At 47.3% G+C, this 24,398-nt stretch carries 16 protein-coding genes; 12 read left to right on the top strand and 4 right to left on the bottom strand.

Annotated elements, in window-relative coordinates; translation table 11 throughout:
- Positions 1–10 precede the first annotated feature (10 nt).
- Complete coding sequence (gene guaA / locus ACHKAR_RS05425) at positions 11–1,537, bottom strand: glutamine-hydrolyzing GMP synthase (RefSeq protein ID WP_159580792.1); 1,527 nt, start codon at positions 1,535–1,537, stop codon at positions 11–13.
- Positions 1,538–1,637: 100 nt separating this feature from the next.
- Here guaA and ACHKAR_RS05420 point away from each other — a divergent pair, with 100 nt between their 5' ends.
- The 6 genes from ACHKAR_RS05420 (at position 1,638) to ACHKAR_RS05395 (ending at position 9,371) form a co-directional block, all read left to right on the top strand.
- Entirely contained in the window at positions 1,638–4,262 is a 2,625-nt protein-coding gene (locus ACHKAR_RS05420) for an MGH1-like glycoside hydrolase domain-containing protein (RefSeq protein WP_395416497.1), read from the top strand.
- Between the two features lie 66 nt (positions 4,263–4,328).
- Positions 4,329–5,948, top strand: a complete 1,620-nt coding sequence (gene pafA, locus ACHKAR_RS05415; protein ID WP_395416496.1) for an alkaline phosphatase PafA — start codon at positions 4,329–4,331, stop codon at positions 5,946–5,948.
- A complete protein-coding gene (locus ACHKAR_RS05410) occupies positions 5,945–6,595 on the top strand; it encodes an HAD family hydrolase (RefSeq protein WP_395416495.1) in 651 nt (216 codons plus the stop codon). The genes pafA and ACHKAR_RS05410 overlap by 4 nt, the downstream gene beginning before the upstream one ends.
- Before the next feature lie 141 nt (positions 6,596–6,736).
- On the top strand, positions 6,737–7,366 hold the full coding sequence (locus ACHKAR_RS05405) for a DUF4159 domain-containing protein (RefSeq protein WP_395416592.1): 630 nt from the start codon (positions 6,737–6,739) through the stop codon (positions 7,364–7,366).
- Positions 7,367–7,438: 72 nt separating this feature from the next.
- Positions 7,439–7,951 carry a GNAT family N-acetyltransferase gene (locus tag ACHKAR_RS05400; RefSeq protein WP_395416494.1) on the top strand — a complete coding sequence of 171 codons (513 nt, stop codon included), beginning with the start codon at positions 7,439–7,441 and terminating at the stop codon, positions 7,949–7,951.
- Positions 7,952–8,105: 154 nt separating this feature from the next.
- Positions 8,106–9,371, top strand: coding sequence for a DUF418 domain-containing protein (locus ACHKAR_RS05395; RefSeq protein WP_395416493.1), 1,266 nt, complete (start codon positions 8,106–8,108; stop codon positions 9,369–9,371).
- 14 nt (positions 9,372–9,385) lie between these two features.
- Here the strand turns inward: ACHKAR_RS05395 and ACHKAR_RS05390 are convergent, their stop codons facing one another.
- Entirely contained in the window at positions 9,386–11,551 is a 2,166-nt protein-coding gene (locus ACHKAR_RS05390) for a DUF6851 domain-containing protein (protein ID WP_395416492.1), read from the bottom strand.
- Positions 11,552–11,645: 94 nt separating this feature from the next.
- Positions 11,646–13,781, bottom strand: coding sequence for an outer membrane protein assembly factor BamB family protein (locus ACHKAR_RS05385; protein WP_395416491.1), 2,136 nt, complete (start codon positions 13,779–13,781; stop codon positions 11,646–11,648).
- Between the two features lie 139 nt (positions 13,782–13,920).
- Between ACHKAR_RS05385 and ACHKAR_RS05380 the strand changes: the two genes are divergently transcribed.
- From ACHKAR_RS05380 to ACHKAR_RS05365, 4 genes are all read left to right on the top strand, one after another.
- Positions 13,921–15,489 carry a serine hydrolase domain-containing protein gene (locus ACHKAR_RS05380; protein ID WP_395416490.1) on the top strand — a complete coding sequence of 523 codons (1,569 nt, stop codon included), beginning with the start codon at positions 13,921–13,923 and terminating at the stop codon, positions 15,487–15,489.
- Positions 15,490–15,492: 3 nt separating this feature from the next.
- The gene (locus ACHKAR_RS05375; RefSeq protein ID WP_395416489.1) at positions 15,493–16,410 is read left to right on the top strand and encodes a polysaccharide deacetylase family protein; all 918 of its coding nucleotides are present in this window, start codon (positions 15,493–15,495) and stop codon (positions 16,408–16,410) included.
- Between the two features lie 121 nt (positions 16,411–16,531).
- Positions 16,532–18,961, top strand: coding sequence for an ABC transporter permease (locus ACHKAR_RS05370; protein ID WP_395416488.1), 2,430 nt, complete (start codon positions 16,532–16,534; stop codon positions 18,959–18,961).
- Between the two features lie 166 nt (positions 18,962–19,127).
- Positions 19,128–21,059: a hypothetical protein gene (locus ACHKAR_RS05365; RefSeq protein WP_395416487.1), complete on the top strand. Its 1,932-nt coding sequence runs from the start codon at positions 19,128–19,130 to the stop codon at positions 21,057–21,059.
- A 446-nt stretch (positions 21,060–21,505) separates the two neighbouring features.
- On the opposite strand, the gene ACHKAR_RS05360 is transcribed toward ACHKAR_RS05365, so the two are convergent.
- Positions 21,506–22,648, bottom strand: a complete 1,143-nt coding sequence (locus tag ACHKAR_RS05360) for a N(5)-(carboxyethyl)ornithine synthase (protein WP_395416486.1) — start codon at positions 22,646–22,648, stop codon at positions 21,506–21,508.
- A 506-nt stretch (positions 22,649–23,154) separates the two neighbouring features.
- Between ACHKAR_RS05360 and ACHKAR_RS05355 the strand changes: the two genes are divergently transcribed.
- On the top strand, positions 23,155–23,700 hold the full coding sequence (locus ACHKAR_RS05355) for a dihydrofolate reductase family protein (protein ID WP_395416485.1): 546 nt from the start codon (positions 23,155–23,157) through the stop codon (positions 23,698–23,700).
- A gap of 49 nt (positions 23,701–23,749) precedes the next feature.
- Positions 23,750–24,331, top strand: a complete 582-nt coding sequence (locus ACHKAR_RS05350) for a YdeI/OmpD-associated family protein (RefSeq protein WP_395416484.1) — start codon at positions 23,750–23,752, stop codon at positions 24,329–24,331.
- The last annotated feature ends 67 nt before the right edge of the window (positions 24,332–24,398 follow it).

Genomic DNA, 24,398 nt, shown 5'->3' with positions numbered 1-24,398 from the left:
TCAATTAAAATTATTCCCACTCGATCGTCGCTGGCGGCTTGCTGCTAATATCGTACACCACTCTGTTTACGCCACGCACCTTATTGATTATTTTATTGGACACCTCGGCCAAAAACTCGTATGGAAGGTGAACCCAGTCAGCGGTCATCCCATCAAGACTGGCCACTGCTCGCAAAGCCACCACCTGCTCATAGGTACGCTCGTCACCCATTACTCCTACCGATTGCACAGGCAACAACATGGCACCCGCCTGCCATACCTGATCATAGAGGTTGGCTTCTTTGAGGCCGCTGATAAAGATATCATCTACTTCCTGAAGTATTCTTACCTTCTCCGCTGTAATGTCTCCAAGAATCCTGATCCCCAAACCAGGCCCCGGGAAGGGATGTCGACCTAAAATATTATTGGAGATCTCCAGCGCCCGTCCGACATTTCGCACTTCGTCTTTGAAAAGCAAGTTGAGAGGCTCCACCACTTTCAAGTTCATTTTCTCAGGCAGTCCACCTACATTGTGGTGGGACTTGATCGTTACGGACGGTCCGTTAACAGACACAGACTCAATCACATCCGGGTAGATGGTCCCTTGTCCCAACCATTTTACATCTTTAATCTTATGTGACTCCCGGTCAAACGTCTCTATAAATACCCTGCCTATGGCTTTTCTTTTATCCTCCGGATCGGTGAGCCCCTTCAATGCTTCATAAAATTCTTCTTTGGCATCCACTCCCTTCACATTCAGCCCCATACCCTCATATGACTCCAGCACCTGCTCGAATTCATTTTTTCTAAGCAAGCCATTGTCAACAAATATGCAGTAGAGGTTCTTGCCAATGGCCTGATGAATCAGTGTGGCCGCCACCGAAGAATCCACCCCCCCGGAAAGTCCCATCACTACTTTATCATCTCCTAGCTTGGCCTGAAGGCCACGTACCGTATTTTCCACAAAAATATCAGCAGTCCAGTCCTGAGCGGCACCGCAGATGTGCACCACGAAATTTCGAAGGAGTGTTTTACCATCCAGACTATGAGTCACCTCAGGGTGAAACTGAATCCCATAAATAGGCTTATTTTCTACTTTATAGGCAGCCACGGGTATACTTTCCGTATTGGCGATCACCTGAAAATCTTCGGGCAGTTGCGTGATGGTGTCACCATGAGACATCCATACCTGACTTCCTATTTCCACTTCTTTCAATAGATCAAAGTGTGCATTGATGTGCGCCAGCTTGGCACGGCCATACTCCCGATGCTCTGAGCGGGTCACTTCACCACCGTGCTTATGAGCGAGAAGTTGAGCGCCATAGCAGATACCCAGGATGGGGTATTTCTCAAGCGCCTTGATGTCCAGATCAGGAGCTCCTTCATCCAAAACCGAACAGGGACTCCCTGAGAGGATGATTCCCTTGGTAAATTCGTCAGGATCGGGAAAGTGATTAAAAGGATGAATTTCACAATAAACATCGAGCTCGCGTACCCTGCGAGCGATGAGTTGTGTATATTGAGAACCAAAGTCCAGAATGAGAATCTTGTCTGTCATCCCGCAAAATTAGCAGATTCAAGCAAACGCTAAATTGATTTTTTACTTCGATTTGAATTATCCCCAAATTTACTTTGATTAGCCCGCTGAAAATTGACGTATGACACAGGAAGAAAAACGGTTAGAAGAGTGTAGGAAGGGTATTTCCTGGAAAGAATGGGGTCCATATTTATCTGAAAGACAATGGGCCACTGTGCGCGAAGATTATACAGAATCTGGCAACGCCTGGGAAAGCATCGTCCATGATCAGGCCCGAAGCAAGTCTTACCGATGGGGCGAGGATGGTCTCGGAGGATTTAGTAATTCGGATCAGCGAATCTGTTTTGCCTGGGCCTTCTGGAATGGGAAAGATAAAATCCTCAAAGAGCGATTGTTTGGGCTCACTGGCCATGAAGGCAATCATGGCGAAGATGTCAAGGAACTCTACTTCTACCTGGACAGCACGCCTACGCACTCTTATATGAAGATGCTCTATAAGTATCCTATCAATGAGTTCCCCTACTCTGATATGGTCGTGGAGAATCTGAAAAGGACTAAAAAACAGCGGGAATATGAAATCCTGGACACCGGAGTATTCGACAAAGACGAATATTTTGATATTTTTCTGGAATACGCCAAAGGTGCCCCGGATGACTTTTTGCTGAGAGCCGAAGTGCATAACAGAAGTAATAAAGATGCAGAGCTGACCCTGCTCCCAACTTTCTGGTTTCGCAACACCTGGTCCTCTGGCAGGGACTCCAATATCCCTGAAATTTCAGAGGTAAGCCCCACGGAAATGCTCATTAAACACCACCTGCTTGGAGACTATCATGTCTACTTCGGGGAAGAGGTGAAAGAGCAGATGTACTGTGACAATGCCACCAACCGGGTGAGACTCTATGGCGTGCCCAACAAGCAATCCAACTACCCCAAGGATGCAATCAATGATTACATCATCAACGGAAAAAAAACCCTTAACCCCAAAAAGAAAGGCACCAAGTCCTCCGCTCATTATAAAGTGATGGTACCAGCGGGGGGTTCTAAGTCAGTAGAAATAAGGATGTCATCCGTGGCCCTGAGTCTACCCTTTGGGGACTATCAGGAGCTTCTGAACAAGCGCAAAGCTGAGGCGGATAGTTTCTACAGATCTATCCAGTCCAAAGTAATTGACAAAGACCTTAAAAATATACAACGCCAGGCCTTTGCAGGCATGATGTGGAGCAAGCAGTTTTATTACTACAACATCAAAAACTGGATACACGGGGATCCGGGACGAATGAAACCCTCGCCTTCCCGAAAGAATGGGCGAAACTCGGACTGGCAGCATGTATACAACTATGATATACTGTCCATGCCGGACAAATGGGAATATCCATGGTTCGCAGCCTGGGATCTTGCTTTTCATTGCATTCCCATCACCAGAATAGATCCTGATTTCGCAAAAAATCAGCTACTCCTGCTGCTGAAAGACCGCTACCTCCACCCCAATGGTCAAATACCGGCCTATGAGTGGAATTTTAGTGACGTGAATCCACCGGTACACGCCTGGGCCGTATTGCGCGTTTTCCAGATCGACCGGGAAACTACCGGAAAACCCGATTTTGATTTTCTCCAAAGGGCATTCCATAAACTCTCGATCAATTTCACCTGGTGGGTAAACCGGAAAGACAAAGAAGGCAATAACGTATTTGAAGGCGGCTTCCTGGGACTGGACAATATTGGGGTGTTTGATAGAAATCACCCTGTGGTGGAAGATGCCAGACTGGAGCAGGCAGACAGTACCAGCTGGATGGCCATGTTCTCACTGAACATGCTGCGCATTTCTCTGGATCTGTCCATGGAGTATCCTGTTTATCAGGATATGGCCGTGAAGTTTTTTGAACACTTCCTCTACATCGCCGGGGCCATGAATAGTATTGGAGACACGGATGTAGACCTGTGGGATGATGAAGACAACTTCTACTACGATGTGATGCACACACCTGACCAGCCCAACCAGCGCATGAAAGTACGCTCCATGGTGGGCCTGATCCCTCTGTTTGCAATCGAAATTCTGCGAACTGAGGTTTATAGCCGGTTGCCGGAGTTCAGAGAACGGCTGGATTTCTTCCTGAAAGAACGCCCGAAACTGGCCTCTTTGGTGGCCCGATGGGAAGAACCGGGAGAAGGCGAACACCGTCTGCTGAGTATCCTTCGGGGTTTCAGAATGAAAAGGATCATTGAACGAATGTCAGACGAAGAGGAATTTCTTTCTAAGTATGGCATCCGGGCCCTCTCGAAATTCCACCTTAAGAATCCATACCAACTGGAAATAGATGGTCAAAAATTAGAAGTGGCCTACTTGCCGGGAGAGTCCGACTCTTCCTTCTTTGGAGGCAACTCCAACTGGCGTGGCCCGATCTGGTTTCCGGTCAATTACCTTATTTTAGAGTCCCTATTGAAATATTCACACTATTACGGAAAAGACTACCTGGTGGAATTTCCAATAGGCAGTGGCGTGAAGCACACCCTACTGGAGGTGACCCGTGAAATTTGTTTGAGGCTCATGAAAATTTTCATGAAAGATGAAAATGGGGAACGCCCGGTCTATGCCGGAAATAAGAAATTTCAAACTGATCCACATTTCAAAGACTACATTTTGTTCTACGAATATTTCAATGGTGATACCGGTGAAGGACTTGGAGCCTCGCACCAGACCGGATGGACTGGACTGGTGGCCGAACTCATTCATCGATATCATAATTAAACATTTAACTCTGTAATCACCCATAAGTAATACGAGCTTCCTAGTTTTGTACCCAAAAAAGAGCCGATGCGAAAACTCATTCTGATCCTTTTTCTCTTACCCTCCCTTAGCACAATTGGCCAGATCAAAAAGCCAAAGCTGGTCGTAGGGATAGTCGTAGACCAGATGCGACATGAGTACCTTCAGCGATTCGAATCCAAATATGGCAACGACGGATTTAAGAGAATGATCAGAGATGGATTTGAAGCCAGAAACAATCACTATAATTATATACCTACCTACACCGCACCTGGTCATGCCTCCATTTACACGGGTACTACCCCGCGCTATCATGGCATCATTGGCAACGACTGGTACAGCCGGGTACTCGGCCGGTCGGTCTATTGTGTGGGAGACACCTCCGCAAGTAGTGTGGGTGGAAGTGCACTAAGTGGTAAAATATCCCCAAAAAACCTGATAGTAAATACCATCACTGATGAACTCAAGCTAACCACCAACTTCAGGTCCAAAGTAGTGGGAGTTTCCATCAAAGACCGTGGAGCAGTTCTGCCTGCCGGGCATACCCCCGATGGCGCATATTGGTACGATTCCCGTACCGGTGAGTTTATGACATCAGACTTTTACATGGATGTCCTCCCTCAATGGTTGGTGAATTTTAACCAAAAGAAGCTGGTAGATAAATACTCCAACCAAACCTGGAATACCCTCCTACCAATAGCTGAGTACACTGAAAGCACTCCTGATGACAACTCCTATGAGAATGGATTCAAAGGCAAAGAAACTCCCACTTTTCCTTATGACCTCAAGGTACTCAGAGAATCAAATGGACCTTACGGACTGATCCGGTCCACTCCTTTTGGTAACTCTCTGGTACTCGATTTGGCCAAAGCCTCGATCGAGGGAGAGAATCTTGGTGCTGATCAAATCACGGATTTTCTGTCGGTCAGCCTGTCCTCTACAGATTATGTAGGGCACAACTTCGGACCCAACTCGGTGGAGGTGGAAGACACCTACCTGAGACTTGACAAAGACCTTGGGGACTTCCTGACTTATCTTGATAAGAAAATAGGCGTTGGTGAATACATGGTTTTTCTTACGGCAGATCACGGAGTGGTGGCTAACCCTCAGTTTTTGCTGGACAATGGACTCCCCGGTGGGTACATCGATACCGATGAGGTAAAGGAGATTTTCGCAGACGAAGCACAAAGTCTGGGTGATTATATACTCAGTACGTCAAATGATCAAATTTTTCTGAACCGGGATCTGATCGACTCGTCAGGACTGGAACTGGAAGCGATCCAAAAAGCATTTGCCGAAGCGGCGATGAAAATCCCCGCCGTAGCGGAAACTTTCACTGCCACGAGTATGGACACTTTTGACTACACAGATCCGATGCGAAGTAATTTGCAAAATGGTTATAACCGCAAACTCTCCGGAGACGTACTCTTGTTTATGAAACCTGGCTACCTCACCAATACCTACGGGCTCAAGGGCTCCTCACATGGTACCGGATACTCGTATGACACCCATGTACCGCTACTGTTTTTTGGAGCCGGCATCAAAAAAGGCGCCACAGTAGAGAAAACCTACATTACCGACATTGCCCCTACACTGGCGATGTTATTAAATATTTCCATTCCAAATGCCGCCGTGACAGGCGCACCCATAGAAGAGATTTTTGAATGATCGGACTGATATTTGATATGGATGGTGTCATTGTGCACAACAATGAATACCATTATCTGGCCTGGCAAAAACTGGCCAAAAAGTACAATGTGAAAATTACCCGAAAGTACTATCGGGAAAAGATGAACGGACGCACGCTGATGGAGCTGATGGAAATCATCTTCGATGGTGAACTGGATAAAAGTCAGGCACTCAGTGTTGGGCTGGAGAAGGAAGCTATCTATCGGGAGCTCTATGCAGAGCATCGGGAAGCTACCAAAGGGTTGATACCATTCCTGGAACTCGCTAAATCCAAAAACATTCCTATGGTAGTAGGTACTTCCGCTCCCAAAGAGAATGTGGTTTTCACCCTGGATGGGCTCGATTTGCGAAAGTACTTCGTGGGCGTGGTAGACGACAGTATGGTCACTAAAGGAAAACCTGAACCGGAAGTTTACCTGAAATGCGCGGAGATGATCAAAAGGGAGCCTCGGAAGTGTATTGTATTTGAAGACGCTCTTTCAGGCATCAAAGCGGGTCAAAGAGCAGGTGCCAAAGTGATTGCGCTGGCCACATCACACACGCGCGAAGAGCTCTCTGCTGACCTTATCATCGATGACTTCTCGCAACTGAAGTGGGAACAGGTGGAAGCCCTACTCGGAGTGTAAGAGATTCCTACAAATTATTTGATATCGGAAAAGGGCTTTACACCTAAAAAAGTGTTGTGGTGAATGGTGATAACTCCTCATTTGAGTAAATTCTGCCCTCATATGCTGAATTCCATTTTAAAAAACCTTTGCTTCTGCCTGATGCTACTTGCTGCAGTGACTGTGGAAGCACAAACACTCAGAGTAGCCAAGCTAAAATACGATGGCGGTGGAGACTGGTATGCCAACAAAACAGCCTTGCCCAATCTGATCTCCTACTGCAATGAACATCTGAAGACTGACATTGCCAGTGAAGAAGAAATTGTGGAAGTGGGCAGCCCTGACCTGTTTTTGTTTCCATACGTGTATATGACCGGGCACGGCAATGTGGTTTTTAGCAGTCAGCAAGCAGAAAACCTGCGAAACTATCTTACATCAGGTGGGTTCCTGCACATCGATGACAACTACGGTCTGGACCCGTACATTCGGCTGGAAATGAGTAAAGTTTTTCCAAACCTCAACTTTGTGGAGCTGCCATTTGACCATCCCATCTACCATCAGAAGTATGATTTCCCGGAAGGGCTTCCTAAAATCCATGAGCATGATGGCAAACCTGCTCAGGGGTTTGGTCTTTTTTATGAGGGTCGCCTGGTATGTTTCTATTCCTATGAGAGCGATCTGGGCAACGGCTGGGAAGATCAGGTCATCTACAACGACCCCCAGGAGGTACGACTGAAGGCACTAAAAATGGGTGCCAACATCATCAGTTATGTGTTTACGACGGAGAATTAAGACCTTAACAATTACAAAACAGTTATATTTAATGGACTGTTTTAAGAAATCATTTATACAGAGCTGAGTACCATGGTCATTCTCACCACCCCCCGTCTCTCCATCGAAAAGGTAACCCAGGACGACAGTGCGTTTGTTTTCGAGCTGATGAACACACCCACTTGGATCCAACACATTGGTGACCGATCCATCAAGAGCATAGCGGATGCCACTGCATACATTGAAACCAATTACCTCACCAGCTACAATGAGAATGGCTATGGCCTCTATAAGATGGTCCTCACCTCCACCCTCGCACCCATCGGCATGTGTGGTTTTGTGAAAAGGGACTACCTGGACGCTCCGGACATTGGGTTTGCGGTGCTGCCAGCATATGAGGGAATGGGCTATACTTCGGAAGCGGCCACAAAAATCCTCGACTATGGCCTCCATACGTTGAACCTGGAGCTTGTCCTGGGGATCACTTCATTGGAAAACATCCGATCACAACGCCTCCTCGAGAAACTAGGTCTGATCAAACAAGGCACCATTCAATCAGCAGAAATAGGCAAAACACTGTATTTGTACTCTACTCAACCCAGCTGATTTTTAGTGCTTTAACAGAAAAGTGTCTTGACCAAACATTGGATCGCTAATTCCAAGTCTTACATTTTTCTCCCGCATAAACTAGCACTTTATTAGACCTTCGGGTAACTTTCTCCACCGAGTCATTCACAACCAACCAAATCATAAACAGCCTATGTCCCAACCCCTCCCAAGTCCGGCCCCTACCTCCTCAGCAGAACGGATCGGTACATTGGATTTCCTGAGAGGTATTGCCATTCTGGGAATCCTGGTGATGAACATCGAGAGTTTCTCCTACCCGGATCCCTGGAGCCCTTTCAAAAATGGATTCAGCGGATCTGAGGATCATACAGTTCGTTTCTGGGTGTATTTTCTGGCTCAGGGAAAATTCTTCAGCATGTTTACCCTTCTCTTCGGTGTGGGTTTTTACGTTTTCCTGGAAAGGCTGGAAGCCAAAGGGCTCGGGCTCAAGGCCCTCGATATTTATGCACGCAGACTGCTTTGGCTCTTTGTGATAGGGGTGATTCATGCTTACCTTATCTGGGATGGAGATGTGCTGTACCATTATGCAGTTTGCGGCTTTCTGATCTTTCCATTCCGCTCCTTCACCATCAGACAGTTGCTTATGGTTCTGTGTATACCCATTGCCATTCTGCTTTTCAATGACTATCAACATACCCTCCGTACGCAAAACTCATTTCTTACTTATGAAAAGGCCATTGAGAAAAGTGAGGATGAACGAACAGCCGATGAACAGCGCGCCATTGACCAATGGATCAGGAATACCACAGAGGGAAAATCAGAGATGAAAGTGGATGAAACTCCCCGCCAAACCCTTATGGAAAGCTGGGCAGCCAATGCGGAACATACACGTGTTCACAAAGGTGCCATACTCTATCAGGGCATCCTATTCCGTACCCTGATTATGATGATTTTGGGCATCCTCTTATATAAATCGGGGATTTTCAAAGACTACCGATCTGTCAGGTACTATTGGCCACTTACCATTTCTCTGCTGATACTGGCCCTTGTTATTAACTACCATCGCTATCAGCACTGGACGTATGATTACTACCATCCTGTCACCAACATCTGGAAAGGTTGGCTTTTCACTTTCCCTAAGGAAACACTTGGGTTGGCATACATTCTGTTATTCAATGGGCTCTATCAAAAGTGGCTCCAAAACAGCAAGTTCAAAATGATATCCACAGCCGGAAAAATGGCCCTCACCAACTATATTTTTCAGAGCATTCTCTGTGGGCTTATATTCTATGGCTACGGCCTGGGCAAGTACAACGAATATTCCAGATCCGAACTATTGCTGATTGTTGTGATGATCTGGGCCATACAGCTGGGCTTGAGCTGGTGGTGGATGAAGCGCAATAATCAAGGCCCCCTGGAATGGATGTGGCGAAAGTTGACCTACAAGGCTTTTAGCTAGCCACCTCTCTTCACTTATCTAACCACCATCTTCATGGTCTGCACATATTGGGAATATTGCAGCCGAATGAGATAAATACCCTCGCGCGTGGGCATCTTCAGGGCCTCTCCCTCACTGAAAACCCGAACCAATCTGCCATTGAGATCATAAATAATGACTTCCTGACAGCCAGCAGGCATGGCCAGGATAGACATGGGGCTCACGGGATTGGGCAGGCGCACTGATTCCGTCGGCTTCACACCAAGGGTCACTCCCTGAAAATAAGATTTCGCCACCTCAAAAGCCCTTTTGCCTACTTTCTCTCCGATCAAGCGCCCGGGAATATCATCTACTGGCGGGTGGATTCCACCCCATATCCGGGAAAGGCTGCACTGATCGCTGGCATCCCGATATGTAGCCCATTGCAGCACCACATCCACACTTGGCCCTTCTTCGAACACCAGGAATTCATTTTTCTTAGCCACAAACTCACCCATGCCCCCGGGAAAAAAGTCGCTTCCCGTGAGCGAGGTAAGTACCTCAGCTCCGGCCCTTGAATAAGTAGAGTGGCCAGACACATACCCTGCAAACGGAGGGGTCACAAAGGTAGGCCGCTGATATGGCCACCAGTTTTCTGCCAGGATCCACCCAACCCCTGCATCGTCGGTATCAGGATTTTGAATGAAGGTAGGTCCCCGCCAGGCATACAGTTTGATTTTACCAATGTGTTGACCCTGCTGTCCCGAAAGCGGATCGTTATTGCCCTTTACGACCTCCACTCTGCCCGGAGCCAGCTTGATCCCTGCCGGATGATAATTACGTAAGGTCTGATCAGATGACTGCCCCAGAGAAGCCATATACCTGATGGCCGATATGGGGCGTATATAATCATAATATCCTTTGATTCCCCAGGAAGCAATGGCCGCATCGTGCATAGCTCCTCCCAGTGTGAAATAGGCCTTAACATCCCACTCCAGGTCATCCATCACGGGCCCCTCGCCCTGATATCTTTTCTCAAACCGGGGGTGATCATTCACGTAATTGAGAATGGTAAACCAATGTCCGGGTGGCGTTTCAGAATCGGGACCATCTGCCCAAAACTCTGCCAATACCCGGGTATAATCACCTCGTGGCACCACCTGAGGGGCATAAGGCTGCTGAGTAAAAGGATTGACCGGGTGGCCTGCACTGTGGTCACCCCCCTCCCGGGCATCATAGAAGGTTTTCATTTCATCGACGGTTGCAGGAAAATCGCGGATATCCAGATTTCCAATAGCACCCGGAGAAATATCCCAGAGCACACCATCCGTGGGGTCGAGGTGTGCAGACCACAAAGCCACCATTTCATGACTCCACACATAGTCGGCACTTTTTTCCTTGCTTTTAATGTCGAGTTTTGGCGGAGCTCCAGGGTCATGGTAAACCCAGTAAACTTGTTGATCCCGGCTTTTGATAGACAAATGACTCTTGTTCAGTGCAAATGGAATCACGTAGCCCCACTCGGCACTCAAAAACTCAGGCACAATGTTATAACTCACGTGACCGGATTGATCTACAAACGCCCCAAAGGCCAGGGGTTGCCACCGGTTGGGGTCACTCATTTTCCGGACACCAGCCAGCTCCGGAACCATCGGTTCATTCACGGGTGCGTAAAACTGATTCTTGTATCCCGCAGACTCAAAAGATCCATCCTGATCTCCAAAAGCCAACATCTGGCTGGCTATGTAATTGCCTAACGCCGCGGGAGAACCATTGACATAGTCTGTGGATTCATCAGACGGATCATACCCCAATGATGCCATCAGCGCATCCATTTCCTCTTTGATAAGCAAAATACCGGGTGACCTGACAAAACGATGTTCCAGCAACCTATAGACTGCATAACTCATGGCCTCTTCCTGTGCCAGAGTCACATTTTCAGGAATATGGACGCCCGAAAAGGGAATATGAAAACCAGAATGCATTCGTCCGAGAAAGTAGGGCGACGCCTGCAAATCATAAGCAGCCCAGGCATCATACATGGCTGCTGAGATATGAAATAGATTTCTGGCATGCACAGTCGGCCTGGCATAATCTTTTCTGATGGCATCCAGAACCACCTCATTCCACTGCCTCGCAACAGAATGCTGAGCAATCACTTGAGTAGCCGTACTCACGAGCAGGCCACCAAGCAGTAGATAACAAAGCAGGAGTTTCATCATTGGTCAAGCTTGTGTACAAAAACAAACATCTGACAATTATCCCTCATTAGGCTCAAGCAAAAAAGCAAAGGCATCAATGCCCCTCACCTTGGTTTTACTCGACCTCTGGCAGAGCAAACGCCACATACTCATCCCCTTTCTCTGGAGTGTCCTTACCGCCACTGGCCGCCACTACCACATACTGTCGGCCATCCACCTCATAGGTGGCGGGTGTAGCCAGTCCGGGTCGGGGCAGTCTTCCCTTCCAGAGTTCGGCACCGGTTTCCTTATCAAATGCCCTGATAAAAGGATCTTTGGTTCCGGCAATAAAAATCAATCCTCCGGCCGTCACCACAGGTCCTCCGTAATTTTCGGTTCCTGTTTTCGGGATTCCCCGTGCAGTCAACTCCTCAAACTCTCCCAATGGCACTTTCCATTTGATGGTCCCATTATTCAGATCTATGGCATTCAAGTGTCCCCAAGGAGGCTTTACCGCCGGATACCCATCACTGTCCACAAAGCGCTGATAGCCTTCCATGCGATACTGCAAAGCTTCCAGATTCTTCGTGCCATTAGATTCCACCTCCGCCTGGTCGCTGGTCCAATTGAGCAGATAGTCTATCAGGGCTGTAACCTGATCCTCTTCCAGATAGCCGAATGCGGGCATACTACCTTTCCCTTTGCGGATTCTCGTAGCCATCTCCTGAGGCTTCAGTCGCGACTTCACATCGGTGAGTGCAGGCACAGCCCCATGAAAGGTAGAGCCACTCAGATCGGCCCCATGGCAACTCATACAATTGGCCTGATACAGATTCTTACCCATGGTAAGCGGATCCTGATCCTCAGCGTCCAGCTCAATCATCTTGATGATCCAGGCCATTTCATTCCCATTGACATAGAGTATCCCGGTGGTAGGATCATAACCTGCGCCACCCCATTCTCCACCTCCATCCAACCCTGGATAGAGGAGTGTGCCGGCTGTGCTTGGCGGAATAAACTGGCCTCCATACTGATATCCTTTCATCCGGGTAAGTAACTCCTCTTTATGGTTCGAATAAGGATTTAAATCATCCTCCGTCAATGTTTGTCTGGAGAATGGCGGCGGCTCTGTCGGCAGGGGCTGTGTAGGCCAGGCCGCCTCTCCGGGGAGCTCTGAGGGTGGATAGGGCTTTTCCTCTATCGGAAAAAGTGACTCACCGGTCTCTCTGTTAAAAACATACACGTGCCCGGACTTGGAAATCTGAGCCACTGCATCTACTGATTTTCCATCCTTTCTTACGGTGACCAAAGTAGGCGGTGCCGGAAAATCACGGTCCCATATATCATGATGTACAGCCTGAAAATGCCAGATGCGCTCACCGGTATTGGCATTGAGGGCAATGAGGCTATTGGCAAACAGGTTCGCTCCCTTCCTATTGGCTCCATAAAAATCGTAAGATGCCGATCCTGTGGGCACAAACAATATACCACGGGTTTCATCCACTGTCATGCCCGTCCAGTTGTTGGCTCCACCGATAAATCGATAAGCAGTAGTATCTTCCCATGAATCATAGCCATATTCTCCTGGGTGTGGAATGGTATGAAAAATCCATTTCTGCTCGCCAGTCACCGCATCAAACCCCCTGATGTGACCTGGAGCAGCCGGCAATGTTTCCGCTGTGAGGGAGCCCATGAGGATAAGGTCTTTATACACTGTAGCCGGGGCGTGGTACTGGTAAGCAAGACCAGTAATGTCCCTATCGAGTCCTTTGGTCAGATCAATCCTTCCACCATCACCAAATGAGGTGACTAGTTCACCCGTCTCGGCATTCAGGGCATAGAGGTACTTATCAGCGGTGAAGATGATGCGTGTTTGCTCACCATCCGTCCAGGCTGCCAGCCCACGGGCAAAATCCTTCTTATCGGTTCCTTCAAAGGGATCAAACTTCCATTTCTCTACTCCCGTGGCTGCGTCCAGCGCAAAGACCTTGAAATGTGAAGAGGCGGCAAAGAGTGTCCGTCCGATGATTAGCGGATTGCATTGGCTATAGCTCTTGCCATCATCATCTCCTGGCTCGTAGCTCCAGACTTTTTGTAGCTGCGTGACATTTTCGCGGTTGATGGCTGTAAGGGAAGAATAGTGCGTTCGTCCTGCATCTCCCAGATAGTTATCCCACGCTTTGTACGGATCACTGGAGATGGTAACACTGTCATTGCAGCCCGCTCCCAAAAGGGAAATCAGAATGATTAAAGTTCCCGCTATTCGGTTCATTGTTTTTAGGTTGGTCCTTCAGGAAAGGTAAACAATACCCGTCGATTCCTAAACCCGTTGCCACTCAAAGGATTTTTTTCCCTAACTTCTGGTGACTTTTTCAAAACCGGTTTTTCTGACTCCAACCAACATTCAATCCATGCGAAAACACTTTGCCCCTCTTTTCATTCTCCTGATAATCTTCACCAGCTGCAATGATCAAAAAGTAGCAGAGAATGCTTCACCTAATGATCTACCCAGGAGCACTCCCGAGGCTGAGGGCATCTCTTCTCTGGCCATTAGTACCTTAATAGATTCGATGAATCTGAGTAATCTGGGTTTCCACAGCATCATGATCATTCGACATGGGCAAGTGGTAGCAGAAGGTTGGTGGAACCCTTATCGGGAAGAGCTGAAGCATTCACTCTATTCATTGAGTAAAAGTTTTACCTCTACAGCCATTGGCTTTGCCGTGCAGGAAGGCCTGCTAACGGTAAACGATCCGGTGATTTCCTTCTTCCCCAATGACTTACCAGCCGAGGTGTCTGACCGCCTGGCATCCATGACCATCAACAACCTGCTAACCATGAACACCGGCCACTCTGAAGGTACGCTGAATACCATGCGAAACGACTCCACCGGTAACTGGCCGAAGGCCTTTTTGGCTCAGCCTCTCACTCACGAACCGGGCACTCATTTTTTTTACAACACCGGAGCCACCTATATGCTCTCCAATATTATTCAGCAGAAAACAGGGCTGACAGTGCAGGCCTACCTGACTCCACGTTTGTTTGAGCCACTGGGTATCACCGGCATGGACTGGGAGTTGGATCCAAAAGGAGTGAACGTGGGTGGATATGGCCTCCGCGTAAAAACAGAAGACATTGCCAAACTGGGGCTCCTATACCTGAACAAGGGTGAATGGAAAGGTGAGCAGCTGTTGTCGGCAGACTGGGTGGAAGAAGCCACCAGCAAGCAAGTAACTTCTCAGGAGGGGGATAACGACTGGTCACAGGGCTATGGCTACCAGTTTTGGCGATGCAAACCTGCCGGGCTCTATCGCGGAGATGGTGCCTTTGGCCAATACTGCATTGTGATGCCAGAACAAGATGCCGTGGTAGCCATCACCAGCGAAACCTTTGATATGCAAGCATGCATGACCCTGATCTGGAAATACCTCCTTCCCGAAATGAAACCTGACGAACTGGATGAAGATCCTGAGGCCTGGAATGCCCTCCAGTCAAAAATGAAAGCACTCTCCCTACCGGTGCCCGCTTACGCCACCTCCTCCCCCATGACAAGCCTGCTTCAGGGAAAAGTGATCGCACTTGAACCCAATGAATTTGACATTGAATCGCTGGCTTTCACTTTTGGTGTGAATGACGTCTCTATGGATATCTACCGGCCCTACGGCCAAAGCACCATGATCCTGGGGGTAAATGAATGGCGATCGAGTGCGTTAGACAGGTACAACCTCTTTGAGCGCCCGGATCAGCAACCCATCAGGTCTGTCACAGCCGGCACTCTGGGCTGGAAAGACAGCAAAACCATGGTGATCAATGTCCGATACCTGGAAATGGCCAACGGGGATGAGATCACTCTGAGCTTTGATGAGGGTGGAAAAGTGACCCTCTCCTTTCTGGGGAGTGTGGCCGCAGGGCGACAGGACAGCTCAGAAAACCGAACACCCATCACCGGTGTAATACAACAACAACAAGAAACGCTATAAGCCATGAAAAACACATTTTTGATCAGTCTCCTGCTGGTGGGCATCCACCTGCAATGCACTGAAGCCCAGACCATCCAGGAGCGGTTGGGGTACAACAAAAACACCAAACTACTGATTGTACACGCAGACGATCTGGGTGTCTCCCATTCTGAAAACATGGCCTCCTTTGAAGCCATTGAAAAAGGAATGGTCACCTCCGCAAGCATTTTGGTGCCCGCGCCATGGTTTTCAGAAGTAGCAGCCTATGCTCAGTCCCATTCTGATGCAGACTTTGGTATTCACCTGTGTCTCAACAGCGAATGGAAACACTACAAATGGGGTGCCGTGAGTGATCCTTCGCAAGTCGCTTCCTTGCTTAAAAAAAGCGGCTTCTTCCCTGACAATGGACAATGGGTCGCCGAAAATGCTGACATCCAGGAAATGGAGCAGGAAATGAGGACTCAAATAGACCGGGCTATCGCATCTGGCATCACGCCCACCCACATAGACGCACACATGATGACGGCCTACCGCCGTGCAGATTTCGTGCAGGTTCTTTTAAAAATCAGTCAGGAATATAAGCTCCCGATCGGGGTGGATGTGAAGGAACTGAAAGCACGCTACCCGGAGCTTGACTTTCCCGAAATGATATCACTGGACAAACTCTATGGTGCCGGGCCCGAAGACTATGAAAAAAGTCTGGCAGAATACTATACTACGGTGTTGCGGGGGCTCGCTCCCGGACTGAACGAGATCCTCGTCCACACGGCCTATGATGATGCCGAGATGCAGGCCATCACCGTGGATCATACCAACTGGGGATCCGATTGGCGCCAGCAAGACTTTGACTTTTTTACCAGCGACGCTTGCAAAACCATCCTGAAAGAAGAAAACATCCAACTGATCACCTGGAAAGCAGTGCAAGATCAACTGATGAAATAGTACCAGCGGTCACCTGCTTTCTGTAGTAGCGTAAAAAAACCGAGCGTGGATGCAACTTTTCGCCAGAAAAAGCATCTACTAAGTATCCCAATTAGAAACCAATCTAACTACCAGGCTCACCATGCTACGAAACTATTACATCACTGCGCTCAGAAACCTCCTCAAACACAAGAGCTACTTTATCCTCAACATGGGTGGGCTGGCCATTGGCATTACCAGCTTTATCTTCATCTCCCTCTACATCATCAATGAGCTGAGCTACGACCGTTTTCATCCGCAGCATGAAAACACCTACCGGGTGCAGGTGCGCGGACAGATGATGGGCCAAAACCTGAACATGGCCGTCACGGCATCACCTATGGCGCAGGCCCTCCTGCAAGACTATCCAGAAGTTTCCATAGTAACCCAGGTGAAGGAGAGCGGAGCCTGGTTCATTGGTCAGGGCAATAAGAAATTCAATGAAGATGGGGTGCTCTTTGCCGACTCCTCTTTCTTTGATGTGTTTGACTTCCCACTAATCGAAGGGGACCCAAAAACGGCCCTGGTAAAGCCCCGATCTATGGTGCTGACAGAGACCTTCGCCAAAAAATACTTTGGCAACGAACCCGCCCTGGGCAAAAGGATCACCGTAGAGCAAGACACGATCTTCTATGAAGTGACTGGTGTGATGGCCGATGTACCGGACAATTCACACATTAAGTTTGACATGCTGGGCTCCCGAAGCACTTACAAAGTATGGGACAACAACCATTGGGTGAGTCACAATGAGTACACCTACATCGTACTGAATGAAAATGCAGACCATAAAGCCTTTGAAGGCAAACTGGATGAGGTGGTCAAAAAATACGTGGGTCCACAGATTGCACAGTACCTGGGTACTACCATGGAAGCCTGGGAGAGTGCCGGTAATTCTTTTGGTTATTACCTGATGCCCATTACAGACATTCATCTTCGCTCCAATGTGGAAGATGAGTTAGAAGTCAACAGTCACATCTCCTACATTTATATCTACACCCTCATTGCCTTTATTCTGCTCTTCATCGCCATTATCAACTTCGTGAACCTGGCTACGGCACAGTCCGCTGCCCGGTCCAAGGAAGTGGGCATCCGAAAGGTCATGGGTTCAGACCGACAAGCACTCATCTATCAGTTCATTTTTGAGTCGATCCTTATCGCCATAGCTGCCACCCTGATCGCCGCACTCCTGGTAGCACTGCTCACCGGGCAGTTTGAAAACCTCATCAACAAAGAACTGGCGATTAGCCTCACCTCCAGCTACCTGAGCATTTTCATCTTGTTAGGACTAGCCATTATCATAGGTGTGATGGCAGGCTTTTATCCGGCCTTTGTGCTGGCGGGCTTTCGTCCGGCTGAGGTGCTCAAAGGCCGGGTGAAAGCTGGGGCCAAAACCGGCTGGCTGCGAAACCTGCTGGTGGTCATTCAATTCACAGCGTCCATTGTGATCATCATTGGCACCATGGTCGTCTACCGTCAGATTGATTTTATGCTGAACAAAAACCTGGGCTTTGACAAAGAGCAAACCCTGGTGATCAGAAGGCCAGATGTACTGCGCCAAAACCTGGAAACCTGCAAAACCGAACTCCTCAAAAACCCTAACATTTTGGCGGTAGCCAATGCCACCTCACTCCCCGGCAAAGACCGCTACAACAACAACGCCCATATGACCGAAGACAGTCCGGACTCCCCTTACCTGCTGATGGAAAACTCCGTAAGCTTTGGGTATGCAGAACTGATGGGTCTGGAACTGGTGGCAGGGCGCCTGCTCTCCCGACAGTATGCTTCTGACTCTACGGCCGTGGTGATCAACGAGACCGCTGCGCGTACCCTGGGCTATAGCGTGGAGGAAGCCGTAGGGAAAAGTTTTATTGATAAAGACCGGGATGGAACCATCCGGCGTATGCCCATCATCGGAGTGGTGAAAGACTACAACATCCAGTCGCTGCACCGGCCCATAGAGCCTACCATGCTGCGCCTGATGCATGGCAACTGGGAAGGTTTTATGCTGGTGAAAGTAAGCAACACCCAAAACATCCGCGAGACCCTCGCCTACATGGAAGAGACCTGGTTTAAGTACTCTTACAACAAGCCCTTTCAGTATTTCTTTTTTGATGACGACTATGCCGACCTGTACAAATCAGAGTCTACCACCGGACGGGTATTTCTGGTATTTGCGGGACTGTCCATCTGTATCGCCTGTCTTGGGCTCATAGGCCTGATCACCTACACCACGTCCATTCGCAAAAAGGAAATAGGCATCCGCAAGGTGCTGGGTGCTGGCACCACCACCCTGGTGACCCTCCTTTCCAGTGAGTTTGTAAAGCTGATCGTGATCTCTACGCTCATCTCGTGGCCGGTTGCCTATTTTGCCATTAACTACTGGCTGCAAAACTTTGCCGACCGGCTGACCATCACGCCCTGGGTTTTTGTGTTCTCCACCCTGGTGGTGGTAGTGATCGGGAGCCTGGCCATCAGCTTTCAGACCATCAAAGCCTCCCTGAGCAACCCGATAGACAGCCTGAGGCAGGAGTAGTCTACCCGATATCCTTAACTTTAAAAACCGTCTGCCGACGGTTTTTTTGCTTTGTGGGGTCGCTGAAAATAATGCTTGACTTGTAATGGTTAATGTGTTAGTTTGAGGCATCCTAAATGCGGGTAAGAGGAGTTATTTCACGAATTCGCATGTCCTTGATATTAAAATGGAAGATTTAAGAGAATTTCGGCGGATCGTCTTCTTCTCTGAACAAGACATGTCATCTGAATATAACTTAAGAAATGCTGAACGTGTTCTAAAGAACATAAAGCTTTCCCAACTCTCAGATATTAATGACTACCTAGAGATATACAACATAAAACTTTACTTCGATAATGACATGTTTCTATCTTCTTGGAACGAAGAAACCAGAAGTCATTTTCGGGCAACAATCAAGGAGACTTGGGAGGAAATTGTATGGGAGTTCAACTCGATAAATGATAGAAACCTTTTACTAAAGGTTTCATCCTTGGATTATATCTACCAAAAGTCTTTTTGGGAGCTTTTCAATAATCTTGGTCTATATAAGAATATCCATAAATTGATTTTCTCAGACGTGTTAAAGGAGAACCCTCATCAAATTAGGATCATTCTTGCTTATCAAAAAATTGTAAATCAATTTTCACATGAAATAACAATTTTCCTAAAAGGCTTTTCAAAATCCGCTGAATTGCTGCTTTCTAACTATGAACAAGATAATACTTCAAATGTCCCTACACTCTACTTCCCAAAAAGCTTAAGTATTCAAGACAAGCATGAGATAATTTCAGAATATATCAAAAGGGATAGCGCTAATTTGAACTTCATAAGACTTGCAGAGAGATCGACATCTCAGGAGCTTAAACTATCGAATAAACTCAAACTAAAAGCCAAGAATAGATCTCAGGAAATCAACGATCAAATTTTGAAAGAAGGGTCTCCTTTAAGTTTTGGCGTACAAGTGGTCATAAGTGAAGAGCAAGAAGAACCTGCAAGATATGACCATAGAGCCAATACCCTGAATGCTACATATGGTCGAAAAACCCTAGACAGCCTTATAAGTGATGTCGACCTCTTCAGAGTATTTGATATGCTCTTTCATTTTACAGACACTAGTGGTTTAATCACTTTGGTAAATAAGCCATCTGAAATGAGTGTCATGGAAAGACTATTCGTCAAGTCCAAGAATGAGTACAGCACAGGAATTGCTTTTGAACAAAAGGATCAGTTATCCCAGCTACAAATCAAAATGTTCCATCATTACTTAACCCGGAGGAATAAGTCCATAGAAAAAGTGATACAATCATTCATCACTGAAGTGCTAAACGGGCTATTTAATTTAGAAGTTCTACAATTCAACTTTCCTTCAATGAACTCTTCATTTCTGGAGAAAATAAGGGTTTTAGCACCCGAATTTGAGTTCTTGATAAAACAATATCAGGCTTATGTTGACGAAGGTGAAATTGATTTTGATCTTCTAAAGATTAGTTCTGAACCACTCAGGTTGAGTCAAGTTTCAAGCTTAAATCATAAAAAGTATATCTACACTGACAATCACGCCACCCTGAACTTGATTTTTCACTTCTTTTCAGATCAGAGTTCCACCTATTACATAGAATCCATAAATAATAAATATCACAATTTGCATGACCTACTCAAAAATGAGAATGTGACTTTAGAGATGTTTGAAGGTTATCCAAGGAAGGTTGTTAAATATTTGGTTGATGAAGGACATCTGTTTTTTAATGGTGGTGGTTTTGTGAAATTTAAAGATGAAGTCTTCATACTTTTAATGAAAGAGTTACATGAAAATGGAGTTATTAACTATTGGCATGCTCCTTGGGTCGTTCGCCAAAAAATAGATGAAATGCTGAAGGCCGAAATGCTTCATTCAGAGGACACCCTGTTTTCTAAGCAGGAAATAGAATATTTAAATTTTCACCTCAATAAAAGGCAGTTCTCCAATGGTTTAGATCTCAGAAATAAATATTTACATGGAACCAATGGCTCTTCTGAACAGGAACATGAGCAAGAGTACTTTATTCTTCTGAGAATTTTAGTTTTAGTTCTCCTCAAGATTGATAACGACTTAGCGATAAGCCATCACAATCAAGACTAAGCTTTGTCCCTGCCGGTGTTTCCCACCCACAAACAAGATGAAACTTGCCTCTTGAATGTAGCGTGACAACCTAATATGATTCCCACCTGCCCGGCAATGACGATCCGGATAGGAATGACTCAGTATCGTGATTGCGAGTATCCCGATGGTAATCGGAGACGAAGCAATCCTCCGATAGCCCTCCTATATGTCGTTTGTACCTATCTTACCATCCTTCGACACGGCAGTTTGCAACTACCTACCTAGGATGACAATCAACTCGGTAGTTTGCGAAAGCCTGCTCCCATGATCAATCGGGAAGTCGGCATGCTTTGGCTTGTCAGCCTGAGCTCCGTCGAAGGGTAAAACAAAGCCATGTGACTCGCTATTGCCATCAGGAAAAACCGAAAACGCTCCTACGATCCACCGACGGATAATGCCTGACGTAAAAAAACACGAATCATCTTTCAACCCATCAAATGTGGATATGGAAGCGCCCGGTTTTGAAACCTGAGAAGGGAATCTTTTTGGATCACCCCCTGATCAATATTAATGGCCTGATGAATGGTTTCATTGGCTTTCCAGGCAGCCGGTCCGCTCAACACCGTGGGGAGGTGAACGATGAGCGCAGCAGAGATGGACCTGGATGCACTCTCCCACAAATAGCTGGGAGTATGGTCTACAGCATAGTAATCCGCACTACCCACTGCAAACATCGGCTCTTTGAAAGTGGTAGGTTTGGCAAAGTAAAAGCCCATCCCCTCGTCGCAGCTCACGTCTATGATCAGGCACCCTTTCTTCAATATCGATTGCTCCTCTTCAATGATAAAATCGATCGGGTCATTGGTGTCCTGATAGGTGCCATTGATGATGATATCTGATTCGTGGATCAGCTCCGACAAAGGCCGTTCAGAGCCGTCGTGCTCCACCAGTAACATGCGCGGCTCACCTGCACGCCCCTTCCTGATCCGTGTGTAGTTCACATCCAGAATTTCCTCGCGCACCTCATGGTCAGGCCGCTGAATACAGATGGTGATGTCCCTAAAGCCATGCGCCTTCAGTGCATAGATGGCTCCACGGCTTACTGCCCCAAAGCTAAAAATGATCACTTTCCGCTGATTCCCGTAATGTCCGTCGATCCCTTTTAGCTGCAAGGCATGGATCACCGCACAGTAGCCGGCCATTTCATTGTTTTTATAAAATGTATGCCGCCCCTGCAGGCCTGCCGGCGACCATACAAACATATCCTCGAAAGCAATCAGGGTCAACTTACGATCGATGGCACACTGGGTAATGGCGCTTTGCTGTGCACAATGCGGGTATCCCCATATCACGCCTCCTTCACGTAGTTCCTGCAAATCGGAGATCACAGGCTTGGCAATTATCACATTGCCTATTTCGCCTAGTAGCTCCTTTCTGGAAGCGAGCCCTCCGGAAAGAGACGCCATCTCCTGATCATCTATACCAAACGACTCTCCATAACCTTTCTCAAAGATGAGGTGCTTTCTTACTTCCTCCGGTAACCGTAGTAAATGTTCCGGGTGGATCGGTACCCTGCGTTCATCGGCTTTTTTAGAGGTGCCAATCACACCCATATCTGTCATGCTCATAATTTGTCGCTTTAAAGGGCCCATCAATAGATGTGACAGACCGTAAATCCACTGAGATGCTGGTTCTTTGGAAGTGTTGGCGATACACACACATCAAAACTGGATCGTCAAAATTCAATACCGGAAAGATTTCGTAAAAAAGACGGAAGGATTCCTGAAAGGGATGAAATAGAATTGAAAAGATTCCACTCCAAAGGTACCATTTATTAAACTGGCATGCTCAGATTCTATTTCATGGGTGGTCAGGTCAGCACTAAGCCTACATAGATGACTTTGGCCATTGCCAGAGTGATCACTATATTCAACTCCCCTCTCCTTTGTTTGTGGCATACACCCGTCAGAAGCAATCCTCCGTGGACTACTCTTGCTTTTTCATTACAAAACAGGATTCGTAATGCGATTCCCGCCAACGCAGGAAATGATGGCTAGCAATCACCTCAGCCCCTTGGTTGTGCTTCTTGGTCGATTCCGCTATTTTAGTACTTGAGGGAATCAACAAAAGTAGCATGAGACAGATCGTTTATTATGTGGCCAGCTCCATAGACGGATTCATATCCGGCCCCAATGAAGACATTGGGGGTTTTGTACAAAGTGGAAACGGGGTGGATCAGTATCGGGCAGACCTGGCCAGCTATGATACGGTCATCATGGGCAAAAACACCTATGAATTCGGCTATCAGTATGGACTCCAGCCAGGGCAGCCAGCCTATCCCCATATGAAGCACCTGATTTTTTCAAATACCCTGACATTTGAAAGTGCAGATCCACGAGTGCAGGTGAGGAACATTGACCTGGCAGAGATTGAGAAAATACAGAAAGAGGCTGGTACAGACATTTATCTATGTGGAGGTGGAGTGTTTGCCGGTTGGCTTTTAGATCACCAAAAAATTAACATCCTCAAACTGAAGTTGAACCCATTAATTCTGGGACAGGGCATAAGGATTTTTGGTGAGTCTACTCAGAAGTACGGCCTGGTTCTCCTGGACACTGTGCCTTACGAAAATGGTCTGCAGATCATGACCTATCGCATTGATTACGAGAATAAAATATAAGTCTTAAAAGAAGTACCCGCAATTTCCGGGCTGGTTGATTGGATTTGAAATGGCAAAAAAAGAAAGTGAGTCACTCCATGTGCTGAGTACCCAGGAATGGAGAGATTGGCTCCAGCAAAATCACACCAAAAAACAATCTGTATGGCTCATTCAGTACAAGAAAAACTCCGACATGCCCTCCGTCTCGTGGAGTGAAGCCGTGGACGAAGCGCTTTGTTTTGGATGGATAGACAGCACCAGACGGCCGATAGACGAAGAAAAGTACATGCAGTACTTTGGCAAGCGAAAAGCCAATAGTACCTGGTCAAAAGTGAATAAAGAAAAGGTGGAAAAGCTGATCGCCGATGGCCGCATGACCAGTGCCGGACTGGAAAGTATCAAAATCGCCAAGCAAAATGGTTCGTGGAGTATTTTGGATACTGTGGAGGCCCTTATCATTCCTGATGACCTGGAGGTGGCATTCAAAACCACACCTGGCTCTAAGGACTTCTTTCTGAGTTTAAGTAAATCGGCAAAAAAGAACATCTTAGCATGGCTGGTGCTGGCCAGACGACCCGAGACCAGACTGCAAAGAATCAAAGAAACAGTGGAAAGTGCCGGGCAAAAGCTCAAGCCGAAACCATTGAGATAACACCATCTTAGGAATACTCACGAAAGGTTCATTTAACTTGGTCGTTTAATTTATCAAAGAGCATCAA

The sequence above is a fragment of the Marinoscillum luteum genome (assembly GCF_044005705.1).
GTDB classification, from domain to species: Bacteria; Bacteroidota; Bacteroidia; order Cytophagales; family Cyclobacteriaceae; genus Marinoscillum; species Marinoscillum luteum.
This window is presented reverse-complemented; position numbering and strand designations above follow the sequence as displayed.

Bases quoted from the DNA above. Each gene is read 5' to 3' on its own strand.
- guaA (WP_159580792.1), bottom strand. From the start codon at position 1,537: ATGACAGACAAGATTCTCATTCTGGACTTTGGTTCTCAATATACACAA.
- ACHKAR_RS05420 (WP_395416497.1), top strand. From the start codon at position 1,638: ATGACACAGGAAGAAAAACGGTTAGAAGAGTGTAGGAAGGGTATTTCC.
- pafA (WP_395416496.1), top strand. From the start codon at position 4,329: ATGCGAAAACTCATTCTGATCCTTTTTCTCTTACCCTCCCTTAGCACA.
- ACHKAR_RS05410 (WP_395416495.1), top strand. From the start codon at position 5,945: ATGATCGGACTGATATTTGATATGGATGGTGTCATTGTGCACAACAAT.
- ACHKAR_RS05405 (WP_395416592.1), top strand. From the start codon at position 6,737: ATGCTACTTGCTGCAGTGACTGTGGAAGCACAAACACTCAGAGTAGCC.
- ACHKAR_RS05400 (WP_395416494.1), top strand. From the start codon at position 7,439: ATGGTCATTCTCACCACCCCCCGTCTCTCCATCGAAAAGGTAACCCAG.
- ACHKAR_RS05395 (WP_395416493.1), top strand. From the start codon at position 8,106: ATGTCCCAACCCCTCCCAAGTCCGGCCCCTACCTCCTCAGCAGAACGG.
- ACHKAR_RS05390 (WP_395416492.1), bottom strand. From the start codon at position 11,551: ATGATGAAACTCCTGCTTTGTTATCTACTGCTTGGTGGCCTGCTCGTG.
- ACHKAR_RS05385 (WP_395416491.1), bottom strand. From the start codon at position 13,781: ATGAACCGAATAGCGGGAACTTTAATCATTCTGATTTCCCTTTTGGGA.
- ACHKAR_RS05380 (WP_395416490.1), top strand. From the start codon at position 13,921: ATGCGAAAACACTTTGCCCCTCTTTTCATTCTCCTGATAATCTTCACC.
- ACHKAR_RS05375 (WP_395416489.1), top strand. From the start codon at position 15,493: ATGAAAAACACATTTTTGATCAGTCTCCTGCTGGTGGGCATCCACCTG.
- ACHKAR_RS05370 (WP_395416488.1), top strand. From the start codon at position 16,532: ATGCTACGAAACTATTACATCACTGCGCTCAGAAACCTCCTCAAACAC.
- ACHKAR_RS05365 (WP_395416487.1), top strand. From the start codon at position 19,128: ATGGAAGATTTAAGAGAATTTCGGCGGATCGTCTTCTTCTCTGAACAA.
- ACHKAR_RS05360 (WP_395416486.1), bottom strand. From the start codon at position 22,648: ATGAGCATGACAGATATGGGTGTGATTGGCACCTCTAAAAAAGCCGAT.
- ACHKAR_RS05355 (WP_395416485.1), top strand. From the start codon at position 23,155: ATGAGACAGATCGTTTATTATGTGGCCAGCTCCATAGACGGATTCATA.
- ACHKAR_RS05350 (WP_395416484.1), top strand. From the start codon at position 23,750: ATGGCAAAAAAAGAAAGTGAGTCACTCCATGTGCTGAGTACCCAGGAA.